Source organism: Peribacillus sp. NPDC097224 (assembly GCF_044761985.1).
In the GTDB taxonomy this organism is placed as follows: Bacteria; Bacillota; Bacilli; order Bacillales; family DSM-1321; genus Peribacillus.
Genome location: NZ_JBIWDK010000001.1, coordinates 120,306 through 133,058, shown reverse-complemented (window position 1 = coordinate 133,058; position 12,753 = coordinate 120,306). Strand labels below are relative to the sequence as shown.

Annotated in this window: 11 protein-coding genes; all 11 read right to left on the bottom strand. The window is 41.8% G+C overall.

The features are described from left to right. Positions 1–4: 4 nt before the first annotated feature. The 11 genes from deoC to ACIQXR_RS00610 all read right to left on the bottom strand — a co-directional run bounded on the left by deoC (position 5) and on the right by ACIQXR_RS00610 (position 12,746). Positions 5–676 (bottom strand): deoxyribose-phosphate aldolase, encoded by a 672-nt coding sequence (gene deoC / locus ACIQXR_RS00660; RefSeq protein WP_403079295.1) that lies wholly within the window; start codon positions 674–676, stop codon positions 5–7. A 155-nt stretch (positions 677–831) separates the two neighbouring features. Further along, the gene (gene mtaB, locus ACIQXR_RS00655; RefSeq protein ID WP_403079293.1) at positions 832–2,169 is read right to left on the bottom strand and encodes a tRNA (N(6)-L-threonylcarbamoyladenosine(37)-C(2))-methylthiotransferase MtaB; all 1,338 of its coding nucleotides are present in this window, start codon (positions 2,167–2,169) and stop codon (positions 832–834) included. 6 nt (positions 2,170–2,175) lie between these two features. After that, positions 2,176–2,928 carry a 16S rRNA (uracil(1498)-N(3))-methyltransferase gene (locus tag ACIQXR_RS00650; protein WP_402958393.1) on the bottom strand — a complete coding sequence of 251 codons (753 nt, stop codon included), beginning with the start codon at positions 2,926–2,928 and terminating at the stop codon, positions 2,176–2,178. Between the two features lie 149 nt (positions 2,929–3,077). Further along, positions 3,078–4,019, bottom strand: a complete 942-nt coding sequence (prmA, locus tag ACIQXR_RS00645) for a 50S ribosomal protein L11 methyltransferase (protein ID WP_402869603.1) — start codon at positions 4,017–4,019, stop codon at positions 3,078–3,080. Between the two features lie 36 nt (positions 4,020–4,055). Continuing rightward, positions 4,056–5,177, bottom strand: coding sequence for a molecular chaperone DnaJ (dnaJ, locus tag ACIQXR_RS00640; protein ID WP_402869605.1), 1,122 nt, complete (start codon positions 5,175–5,177; stop codon positions 4,056–4,058). A gap of 272 nt (positions 5,178–5,449) precedes the next feature. After that, positions 5,450–7,291, bottom strand: coding sequence for a molecular chaperone DnaK (gene dnaK / locus ACIQXR_RS00635; RefSeq protein WP_402869607.1), 1,842 nt, complete (start codon positions 7,289–7,291; stop codon positions 5,450–5,452). 39 nt (positions 7,292–7,330) lie between these two features. Further along, the gene (gene grpE / locus ACIQXR_RS00630; protein ID WP_403079465.1) at positions 7,331–7,927 is read right to left on the bottom strand and encodes a nucleotide exchange factor GrpE; all 597 of its coding nucleotides are present in this window, start codon (positions 7,925–7,927) and stop codon (positions 7,331–7,333) included. Positions 7,928–8,021: 94 nt separating this feature from the next. Beyond that, complete coding sequence (gene hrcA / locus ACIQXR_RS00625) at positions 8,022–9,050, bottom strand: heat-inducible transcriptional repressor HrcA (RefSeq protein WP_402869608.1); 1,029 nt, start codon at positions 9,048–9,050, stop codon at positions 8,022–8,024. 125 nt (positions 9,051–9,175) lie between these two features. Next, complete coding sequence (gene hemW, locus ACIQXR_RS00620) at positions 9,176–10,327, bottom strand: radical SAM family heme chaperone HemW (RefSeq protein ID WP_402986311.1); 1,152 nt, start codon at positions 10,325–10,327, stop codon at positions 9,176–9,178. A gap of 82 nt (positions 10,328–10,409) precedes the next feature. After that, positions 10,410–12,245, bottom strand: coding sequence for a translation elongation factor 4 (lepA, locus tag ACIQXR_RS00615; RefSeq protein WP_402869612.1), 1,836 nt, complete (start codon positions 12,243–12,245; stop codon positions 10,410–10,412). A 177-nt stretch (positions 12,246–12,422) separates the two neighbouring features. Then, entirely contained in the window at positions 12,423–12,746 is a 324-nt protein-coding gene (locus tag ACIQXR_RS00610; protein WP_402986315.1) for a YqxA family protein, read from the bottom strand. Positions 12,747–12,753: the final 7 nt, after the last annotated feature.

The following is a 12,753-nucleotide window of genomic DNA, read 5'->3' as shown; positions in this document are numbered from 1 at the left end:
AAAATTAATAATCAGAATCAGCTGTTAAGCCTTTTACAATGGATACACCAGCACTTGCACCAATTCTAGATGCTCCTGCTTCAATGATCTTCTCAGCATCGCCCGTGTTACGAACCCCACCTGAAGCTTTAACGCCGATATTCGGTCCAACCGTTTTTCTCATAAGCGCTACATCTTCAACCGTAGCACCACCTGTTGAGAATCCTGTTGAAGTTTTAACAAAATCAGTTCCCGCTTTAACAGCTATTTCGCAAGCACGCACTTTTTCTTCCTCTGACAATAATGATGTTTCAATAATGACCTTTGAAAGGGCCTTACCAGTCGCTGCTGCGACAACGGCACGAATGTCCCGCTCAACCAATTCATCATCCTTGTCCTTCAAAGCACCGATGTTGATTACCATATCAACTTCATGCGCACCGTTGCTGATGGCATCTTTTGTTTCGAAGGCTTTAGTTTCAGGAGTGGACGCTCCTAGAGGGAAACCTATAACCGTACAAACCTTTACCTCTGAACCTTCCAATAACTCACTAGCATACTTCACCCAAGTTGGGTTCACGCATACTGATGCGAATTTATATTCTCTTGCTTCTTCACATAAAACTTTTATTTGTTCTTTCGTTGCATCCGCTTTTAATAAAGTGTGATCGATTAAACCTGCTACATTTTGTGTCATTTAGTAATCCTCCTTAATATTCATAAAAAAAACTAGTTGTCCGTACCTCTCATGATACCATAATAATTTCAAAATGACGATATATATAAACTATACCCTTATGTTCCGTTATCACTCTAAAAAGAAGAAAAAAAAGACAGCGATAAATCGCCGTCTTAAAGATTAGCTGCTTGTTGTAATGGAAGATCTTTCACAATCGTAACAAACTGTCCTTCACTATGTGGATAGCCGGATTGTGTAATTTTCACTTTTACGATTTCTCCAACCATTTCTTCAGTAGCCGGGAAAATAACCTTCATATAATTATCGGAGTACCCCTCATAAAGCCCATTTTCCAATGGTGTTTCAGGAATCACTTCCAGTACTTCTCCTTCGAATTGAGAAGCATACTCTTTTGCCAGCTGATCGGACAAAGAGATCAGGCGATGAACACGTTCGTTTTTCACATCTTCATCCACTTGATCATCCATGCGTGCCGCTGGTGTCCCTGTGCGTTTCGAGTAAGGGAATACATGTAATTCAGAGAACTTATATTTCTTGATGAAATTATATGTCTCCATGAATTCTTCTTCGGTTTCTCCAGGGAAACCTACAATGACATCAGATGTAACGGCAAGGCCAGGAAGCGCCACTTTTAATTTTTCGATACGGTCCCCGAAGAAATCCATCGTATATTTACGTCTCATCCGTTTTAACACAGTATCTGATCCTGATTGAATCGGAATATGCAAATGGCGAACCACTTTTTTGGACTTCGTAAGCACTTCAATGATTTCATCCGTTATTTGACTCGCTTCAATGGAAGATATGCGGATCCGTTTAAGTCCCTCGACCTCTTCCAAATCACGCAAGAGCATGGCTAAATTATAATCCTTCAAGTCGTCACCATAACCACCTGTATGAATACCAGTCAACACAAGTTCCTTATACCCTGCTTCGACAAGCTGTTCAGCTTGATGGATAACTTCCTTTGGATCACGGGAACGCATTAAACCACGTGCCCATGGAATGATACAAAACGTACAGAAGTTGTTACAACCTTCCTGGATCTTTAAAGAAGCTCGGGTTCTGTCGGTAAAAGCTGGTACATCCAATTCTTCGTATACACGGTTCTTCATAATGTTTCCAACTGCATTAATCGGTTCGCGTTCCACCTTGAATTGTTCGATGTATGCTAACAGTTTTCCCCTGTCCTGTGTGCCCACCACGATATCGACGCCCGGGATTGCCATGATTTCAGCAGGCGACGTCTGTGCGTAACATCCTGTTACTGCAATGACGGCATTCGGGTTTTTACGGATAGCACGACGGATGACCTGGCGGCTTTTCTTATCGCCCGTATTCGTTACCGTACACGTATTGATGACATACACATCCGATGTGTTTTCGAATTCAACACGGTCATATCCTTCTGTCTTAAATAATTGCCAAATAGCTTCTGTTTCATAATGGTTTACTTTACAGCCTAATGTATGGAAAGCGACCGTTGCCATTTTTCATCACCTCAAAAGTTCTACATGATAAGAAACAGCGGAAAGTGCATATAAAGGTGCTGTTTCAGTTCTTAATATTCTAGGTCCAAGTCCACATGCTACAAAACCGGAAGATGTTAATTTCTCGATTTCTTTTTCCGCTAGGCCCCCTTCAGGCCCAAAAACGAAAAGAATCGACTGTCCAGCCCTGATGTTTTCCAACACCGACGCTAGCACGGATGTTTCACCGCGCTTTGCCTCTTCTTCAAATGCGATTAATGAATGATCGTATTCAGAAGCAAGCTCCGTTACTTGAGCGATTGACATCGGTTCGGTCACGGAAGGGACAACTGTACGGTGGGACTGCTCGGCCGCCTCCTTGGAAATCTTTTGGAGTCTTTCTAGTTTCTTGCCGACCTTTTTGTGGTCCCATTTTACCACCGAACGAGCCGCAATAAAAGGGATAAACTTGTAAGCGCCCAATTCCGTCCCCTTTTGAACGATATACTCCAGCTTATCCCCTTTAGGCAGACCGCTCGCTATCGTCACCTGGACGGGAAGTTCTTTTTCTTCATTCTTCCATTCTAAAATGTTTCCTATAACTGTATCACTCGTAATTTCCGAGATTTCCGTGACTGCAGCCATGCCACTGCCCTTTACAGTTATGATTCGCTCTCCAGGTTCCATTCTCATGACTCTGGCAATATGGTGAAAATCATCACCTGTAATGGTCACGGTTTGTCCCTGAAAGTCCATTTCATTAAGAAAATATCGTTGCACAGTGCCACCTACTCCGTCTAGTCTAAAAAAACTCAAAGGCAAGCAGTCAAAGGCATCTTCCCTTGAATGCTTTGTGCCTTGCCAAGGTTTGAGCGTAAAAAAAGGTACTCTGATTACCTGTGGATAAGATAATCAGAGTAACTCATCATTCAATCATTTCTTTTAGCAATGAACGCAACCCAATCTTCCATCTGGATGGTTTCCACAATTATGAATCCGGAAGCTTGAATCGCTTCCTTCACATCTTGTTTTTTAGGTTGAATGATTCCAGAGGCAATGAAATGCCCACCAGGTTTCACGATTTTCGCAACATCGTCCGTAAAGCGCATAATCACTTCGGCCAAAATATTGGCTACTACGACATCCGCCCGTTCATCTACTCCATCCAATAAGTTACCTTGCGAAACAGAGACCTTTTCCTGAACATTGTTCAGTTCAACATTTTGAATGGCCGACCGAACAGCCACTTCATCCAAATCAAGTGCCTGAACTCGTTTTGCATCCAACAATGCGGACGCTATGCTCAAGACTCCAGAACCCGTTCCAACATCAACCACAAGATCACCCGGTACAACAGTACGTTCGAGGGCTTGGATACACATGACGGTTGTCGGGTGGGTACCCGTCCCGAATGCCATGCCCGGATCCAGTTCTATGATCAATTCATCACTGCTTACTGGCGTATAGTCTTCCCAAGTAGGGACAATGGTGAATCGCTCGGATATCTTGACTGGATTATAATATTTCTTCCAGGCAGTTGCCCATTCTTCCTCATTCACTTCACTGATTGAAACAAGGTTCTTCCCTAGGTCTATTTCAAATTGCAGGAGATTATTGATGGATTCCTTAATAGCATCAACCGTTTCACCAAGAAAGCTGTTAACCGGCAAGTACGCCTTGATCAAAACACCTTCGTCCGGATAATCATCTGGGTTCAGGTGGTAGATTTCGCCAAAGACATTTTCACGTTCTTTGACTAATTCAAGAGGATCCTCAATGACAACACCGCTTGCACCTGCCTCATGAAGGATATTTGAAACAGGTTCAACCGCTTCATTTGTTGTGTGGATTGCAAATTCAGACCACTTCATAACCTACCAACTCCCGATCTCTTCTTTTACTTTTAGTCATCTATCTTTAAAAGCACGCTTTACCTTCGAGAAAAAGCCATCTTCTTGTTCATCAATGCCTGATTGGCCACTGATTTCGCTGAACTCACGAAGAAGTTCTTTTTGTTTTTCCGTCAATTTCTTTGGAGTGACCACCAATACGATTACATGCTGGTCGCCTTGTCCATAGCCCCTGACATTCGAAACGCCTTTTCCTTTTAAACGGAAACGCGTACCAGTTTGTGTACCGGCAGGAATCTTCAATTTAACTTTGCCATGCAAGGTTGGGACTTCAATTTCGTCTCCTAACGCAGATTGGGCAAATGTAATCGGCATTTCGCAATAAATATCATCGCCATCCCGTTCAAAGAATTCATGAGTACGGACATGGAAGACTACATATAGATCTCCGGATGGGCCACCATTGATTCCAGGCTCCCCTTGACCGGAAACTCGAAGCTGTTGTCCGTCATCGATACCTGCAGGTACTTTGATTTGAATTTTTTTACGTTTTTGAACTTTTCCTTCACCTTTACACGTTGAACATTTATTCGGAATGATTTTACCTGTTCCTTGACAATGGTGACAAGCTCTCCGGTTAACGATACGCCCGAAAGCTGTATTTTGTTCAACATTTAACTGACCAGTTCCGTGACAGTGTGAACAGTTTTCGACTTTTGTACCAGGCTTTGCACCTGAGCCCTTACATGTATCACAATTCTCTTCACGTGGAATTTCAATCTCTGTATCTTTCCCAAATGCGGCTTCTTCAAAAGAAAGCGTCATCGTATATTGCAGATCGGCCCCTTGACGAGGTGCATTAGGATCTCTTCTACGACCTCCACCACCAAAGAAACTACTGAAAATATCTTCGAATCCGCCAAAACCACCAAAGTCTTGACCACCACCGAAGCCTTGATTCGGATCCGTATGCCCAAATTGATCATAATGGGCTTTTTTCTGTTCATCGCTTAATACTTCGTAAGCTTCCTTAATTTCCTTGAATTTATCCGCAGCATCGTCTGCTTTATTAATATCAGGGTGATATTGTTTGGAGAGCTTTCGATACGCTTTCTTGATTTCATCCTTCGAAGCACTCTTCGAAAGGCCTAACACCTCATAATAATCGCGTTTACTCATATCTAAATCCACTCCCGATTCGATTCACATAAAGATTATATTATCACTGTAGGAAGATAATAATCAACTAGAAAAGCACAAACAGTTTGAACACCCATCCATAAAAGAAGTGGGAATGTCCCCTCAAACTGTCATTTCATCTCTTTATAGCCCTATCATTCCTATATTTAGCTCCATCCATTGTAAAAAAAGCCAAAGCCAAGATAACCTGACTTTGACTTTTCTACTTCAGGCAGCATTTCACTACCCACTATTTCAGCATCCCAAAAGGGTTACTTTTTATTTTTTTCGTCTTCGTTCACTTCTGTAAATTCTGCATCAACGACGTTATCGTCTTGAGCTCCAGCTTCACCAGCACCCTCTTGGGCAGCTTGCTGTGCTTTAGCCGCTTCTTCGTAAAGCTTCATAGTTAAAGCTTGAACGATTTCGTTTAGAGCATCTTTTTTCGTACGGATTTCTTCAAGCTCATCTTTCTCGATTGCAGCTTTCAGTTCATCCTTCGCTTCGTTCGCTTTTGTTACTTCCGCTTCGTCTACTTTACCTTCTAGATCTTTAAGCGTTTTTTCCGTTTGGAAGACAAGTTGGTCGGCTTCATTACGAAGTTCCACTTCTTCTTTACGTTGTTTATCAGCATCGGCATTTTCTTCTGCTTCGCGTACCATACGCTCGATTTCTTCATCAGAAAGACCTGAAGATGATTTGATTGTGATGGCTTGCTCTTTGTTTGTACCAAGATCTTTTGCACGAACATTAACAATACCGTTTTTATCAATATCGAATGTTACTTCTACTTGAGGAATTCCACGTGGTGCAGGTGGAATATCGCTTAATTGGAAACGGCCAAGCGTTTTATTATCCGCTGACATTGGACGTTCACCTTGAAGAACATGGATATCCACAGCTGTTTGGTTATCTGCTGCTGTTGAGAACACTTGAGATTTACTTGTCGGAATCGTTGTATTACGGTCGATTAACTTAGTGAATACACCGCCCATTGTTTCAATTCCAAGTGAAAGTGGAGTTACGTCTAAAAGAACCACGTCTTTAACGTCTCCAGTTAACACGCCACCTTGAATAGCAGCACCCATTGCTACTACTTCATCAGGGTTAACGCCTTTGCTAGGTTCTTGACCGATTTCCTTTTTGATTGCTTCCACTACTGCAGGAATACGAGTAGATCCACCAACAAGGATGACTTTATCGATTTCTGAAGCTGAAAGTCCAGCATCTTTCAATGCTTGACGAGTAGGTCCCATCGTACGTTCAACAAGACTTGATGAAAGCTCATCAAATTTAGCTCTAGTCATCGTTACGTCCAAGTGAAGTGGGCCAGCATCTCCAGCTGTGATGAATGGTAATGAAATTTGAGTAGAAGTTACACCTGAAAGGTCTTTTTTCGCCTTTTCAGCTGCATCTTTCAAACGTTGAACAGCCATTTTGTCTTTAGAAAGATCGATGCCATTCTCTTTTTTGAATGCTTCTACTAAATAATCAATGATTACTTGGTCGAAGTCGTCTCCACCTAGGCGGTTGTCACCAGCTGTTGAACGTACTTCGAATACTCCGTCTCCAAGTTCCATGATGGATACGTCAAATGTACCGCCACCAAGGTCGAATACAAGGATGGTTTGGTCTTCTTCCGTTTTATCCAATCCATAAGCAAGTGCTGCAGCTGTAGGTTCATTGATAATACGTTCCACTTCAAGACCAGCAATTTGACCAGCGTCTTTAGTTGCTTGACGTTCAGCGTCATTAAAGTAAGCAGGCACGGTAATAACCGCTTTTGTTACTTTTTCTCCAAGATATTCTTCAGCATAAGATTTCAAGTATTGAAGGATGATTGCAGATACTTCCTGCGGTGAATATTCTTTTCCATCAATTACTTCCTTATGGTTAGTACCCATATGACGTTTAATGGAAATGATTGTGTTCGGGTTCGTAATTGCTTGGCGTTTTGCCACTTCCCCTACTTGACGTTCCCCATTTTTAAATGCCACAACAGAAGGTGTTGTACGGTTTCCTTCTGGATTCGGGATAACTTTTGGTTCCCCGCCTTCAAGTACAGATACGCAAGAGTTTGTAGTACCTAAGTCAATACCAATAATTTTGCTCATTGTTACACTACCTCCCAATATTTATATGTAATGATTTCTTTATTCGTTTACCTTTACCATGGCCGGGCGAATCACTCGGTCCTTAAGAAGATATCCTTTTTGGAATTCTTCCACAACGATGTTCGAACCGAAGTTCTCATCTTGAACTTGCATGACGGCTTGATGCAAACGAGGATCGAATTCTTCACCGACAGAATTGATCGGTTCGATGCCTTCTTTCGCCAATGCACCAATAATGCCTTTATAGACCATTTCCATGCCTTGAAGAAGGGACTTTGTTTGCTCATTATCCGCTTCAATTTTAGTCGCTCTTTCAAAGTTATCAAGAGCCTCGACCAAATTCCCGGCAATATCTTGCACTCTATATTTTTGAGCCGCTTCCATATCAAGCTTTGCACGGCGTCTAGAATTATCGAAATCAGCTTGCAAACGAAGGTAACGGTTATCCATTTCTTCGATTTTAGCTTCTAGTTCCTGAATCTTTTCTTGAGCCAACTGTAGCTCATCTTTTTCTACCGGAGTTTCCTCCTGAGTTTCTTCCGATGAATTCACTTCTTCAGCAAAAATCGCTTCTTCCGTGCTTTCCTCGATTGTTTCATTATTTAATGTCTGTTCATTGTTTTTATTTTCCACAATCTCACCTCCCCTAAAGGATTATACAAATTTATGCTTAAGTAATAGGTTGGGCGGTGGTAACCCTTTTACCGCCACCTTACTATTACCTTTGCTCCTATTTTTGATACAGCTTTGTCATCAACGTCGTTAAATCCTTCGAGAAAAAAGAAAGGAGACTTATTACTCTCGAATATTCCATTCGAGTTGGACCCAATATTGCCAAGGTGCCCACTTGTTCCTGCCCGATTGAATACGTCGCGGTAATCAAACTACAATCTTCAAGGACGGTATTTTGATTTTCCCGGCCAATCTTGACATGAATGCCAGATGGGTTTTTCGTAATGAGATCATAAAATCCTTGTTCCTGTTCGATCATGGATAAAAGTGTGCTGACTTTTGCAATGTCATGGAACTCAGGCTGCCTCAAGATATTCGTTTTACCACCGAAAAATATTTTTTCCGGTTTCGTATCCGTGAGGGTGTCCGCAAGAACGGAAACGACCGATCCATAATTATGGATGTGATGGCTCAATAAGACCGCCACTTCCTTATAGATCTTATCCTTCAGCTCGACAAGCGGTACATCCACTAACCGGGCATTTAAAATATTGACTACCTTCTCGATTTCATTGATATCGAAAGAAGGAGGCAGGGAAATCATTCGATTTTCAACATGGCCTGTGTCAGTGATGATGATTGCAATTGCCGTTTCAGGACTCAATGGAATGATTTGAATCTTTTTCAGCTTATGTTCATTGACTTTGGGGCCAAGAACGATTGCCGTGTAATTCGTCAATTCAGAGAGTATCTTAGCTGACTTTTGGACAATCTTTTCCAGTTCATAAATGCGCTCCACGAACACGGATTTCAACAATTTCATTTCATTCTTTTTTGGAGCTTGAGGAGAAAGTAAATGATCCACATAATATCTATACCCTTTTTCAGAAGGAACCCTTCCTGAAGATGTATGAGTTTTTTCTAAAAAACCCAATTCTTCAAGATCAGACATTTCATTGCGAATAGTGGCCGAGCTGAACGTAATTTCATCTTTCTTCGACAAGCTTCGCGACCCGACAGGCTGGGCTGAATGGATAAAATCCTCGATTATCACTTGCAGAATCAATAATTGACGATCAGTTAGCATGTATGATCACCTCTGTTAGCACTCTAACTTCCTGAGTGCTAATATACTAATAAATTATCAAATGAAGCTGATGATGTCAATAATGAAAACCGCTAAATTACCGTTTATAGGACAAGAGATTTCCATCAATCCGTATCAACCACTCCCAAAAACGATTGAAACACTTCATTACCAAGCAATTTGCCACGCTCAGTCAGGCTTACGAACCCGTCCTCAATCGTGAGTAACCCCTTTTTCATTTGTTCTTCGAGCGATTCCCCGAAAATCTCCTTCATTTCTACAGAAAATTTACTTTTGAATGTTTCTAGGGAGACGCCTTTTGTTTTCCGAAGCCCCAAAAACATCTCTTCTTCCATTTTTTCATAGAGTGGCACAGGATGTTCATCTAAAACAGGCAATTCACCTTTTAGCAAAGGAGTGATGTATTTTTTTACCGGACCATGATTGGCCACTCTTTTGCCGCCCGTATATCCATGAGCTCCAGCACCGATGCCATAATACTCTTTATTGTCCCAGTATGTCAGATTATGCTTACTTTCAAAACCGGGGCGAGCAAAATTACTGATTTCATATTGATGCATTCCATGCCTCTCCATCTCTTCCATCAGCCGCTCATACATGGAAGCCTCTAGTTCCTGTGGAGGGAGATTCAATGTGCCTTTACGCATTTGATTGTAAAAGACCGTCTTTGGTTCGACGATCAAGGAATAACTGGAATAGTGAGGAAGTTGCAGGGCAAGGGCTTTCGCGAGTGTATCCTCGAAATCTTCCATAGTTTGCCCCGGTAATCCATAAATCAAGTCAATCGTAATATTGGTGAAGCCCACATCCTGAGCCAACTGAATGGTTTCATACACCTCGGATGCCCGATGTGTTCGGCCGATGCGCTTCAATAATTCGTCATTAAAGCTTTGTACCCCAAAACTTAGCCTATTCACGCCTGCTTGAAAGAGGATTTCAAGCTTTTCTCTCGAAAGGTCCCCGGGATTGGCTTCAAACGTATACTCAGCCTGTTTGGCATCGAAAGGGAGGGTCTCATTGATGGCCTCACAAAGGAAGGATAGCTGCTTTTCATCAAGTGAGGTGGGTGTTCCCCCACCAACAAAGACCGTATCCAGTTCCGTTGTCGGATATTTAGCAAGTTGCATTTCCATTTCCCTTTTCATCATCCGTAAATATTCATCAACGGGCTGCCCTTGTAAGAAAACTTTATTAAAATCACAATAGTGGCAAATATGTTCACAAAACGGGATATGCAGGTAAGCACTTTTAATCATTAAGTTCACAACCTTTATTTAATCGAATGGACCGATAGAAAAAGAGGCTAGATCCTGTCTACCCTCTTTTTTCTACTATCATTTATTTTTTTGGAGTCGTGTCATCCATTTTCAGGACAGCCATGAAGGCTTCTTGTGGCACTTCAACGGAACCAACTTGTTTCATCCGCTTTTTACCTTGTTTTTGTTTTTCAAGCAATTTACGTTTACGGGAAATATCGCCACCGTAACATTTAGCCAATACGTTTTTACGCATGGCACTAATGGAAGAACGGGCCACGATTTTTTGTCCGATAGCCGCTTGGATCGGCACTTCGAATTGCTGTCTTGGAATCAATTTCTTCAATTTTTCAACGATGATTTTTCCACGTTCATAAGCAAAGTCCTTATGGACGATGAAACTTAATGCATCGACCGTTTCGCCATTCAATAAGATATCCATTTTGACAAGTTTGGATGGCTTATATCCGATTAACTCATAATCGAATGAAGCATACCCTCTTGTATTGGATTTCAATTGATCAAAGAAATCATAGACGATTTCTGACAACGGAATCTCATAATGGATACTTACGCGCGTTTCATCCACGTATTCCATATCGATGAAATTCCCACGTTTGTTTTGGCAGATTTCCATGATGGTTCCCGTAAATTCTGTTGGTGCCATCATGGTCGCCTTAACATAAGGTTCTTCGACGTTTTCGATTTTTTGTGGATCCGGCATATTGGATGGATTATCCACCTTTATGGACGTTCCATCTGTAAGGATAACGTCATATATAACACTTGGTGCTGTCGTGATTAAATCAATTTTGAATTCACGCTCGATACGTTCTTGAATGATTTCCATATGAAGAAGGCCAAGGAAGCCACAACGGAAACCAAATCCTAACGCTTGAGAAGACTCTGCCTCGAATTGCAACGCTGAATCATTCAACTCCAGTTTTTCTAAAGCATCACGTAAATCATTGAATTTAGATGCATCAATCGGGTATAAACCGCAATAAACCATCGGATTCATCTTCCGGTAACCAGGCAAGGCTTCTGTCGCGGGATTATTGGCACTCGTAATCGTATCCCCTACAGTCGTATCACTGACATTCTTAATGGCTGCGGTCAGGAAACCTACATCCCCCACTGTCAGTTCATCAAGCATTTGGACTTTCGGATTGAAGACGCCCAATTCGGTCACATCAAATTCCTTGCCAGTGGACATCATCTTGATTTTATCGCCCACTTTAATAGAACCCTCAACAACCCGGATGTAAGCTACTACACCGCGATAAGCATCAAATACGGAGTCAAAAATAAGTGCTTTAAACGGTCCGTCCGGATCACCCTGAGGTGCCGGAACCAATTCTACGACCTGTTCTAAAATATCCTCGATTCCAATTCCAGCTTTAGCCGAGCATAAAACCGCATCAGATGCATCAAGACCGATTACATCCTCGATTTCACCACGGACCCGCTCAGGATCGGCACTTGGCAAGTCAATCTTATTGATGACAGGTAAAATTTCCAGGTTATTGTCCAATGCTAAATAAACATTGGCAAGCGTCTGGGCCTCGATGCCTTGAGCAGCATCCACGACAAGGACTGCACCTTCACACGCAGCAAGGCTTCGTGAAACCTCGTAAGTGAAATCTACGTGCCCCGGTGTATCGATAAGATGGAAGATATATTCTTCGCCATCTTTCGCCTTATATTTCAATTGAATCGCATTCAATTTAATCGTAATTCCACGCTCACGCTCTAAGTCCATAGAATCTAACAATTGACTCTTCATTTCACGTTGAGTCATGGCGTTCGTCTTTTCTATGATACGATCCGCCAATGTTGATTTACCATGATCAATATGAGCGATGATGGAAAAGTTACGAATCTTTGATTGTCTTTTTAATTTCTCTTCTCTATTCATAACGTTCACTCCCAATAGTCGACACAATACACTATTTTTCATTATATCAATAGAAAATGCAAGATTCAACAGAATAGTTACAAGGACAGTCCATTATGAAGAAGGAGATAGCAAAAAAGGCTGCATTCAATTTGAATGGAGCCTTTTTCTAGAACTTTCTACCGGCTTATCCTACTACTAAATCATATTAAAAAGTGCGTTAAAAGCTGCTGATACGGTTTCACCCAGACTCTTGCCAAGGGAGGAGAAAAAATTATAAGCTTTCATTTCCTCCAGCTTTTCTTTTTTCGTCTCTATATCATGACTCGTCACTTTTTGCCCAAGGATATCCGCTTCCATTTCTCCCTGCTCCGATTGGTTAATGGTGAAAGCACTATTTAAAGCGGGGTCTTCATACCCTTTCATTTTTTTCATGCCGTCGTTTGCCTGCTGCATCCCGATAAGTACACCTAAAAACAAAATAAGTAAAACGCCCGTGCATTTCAACCAAAATCGAACCATGATAGAG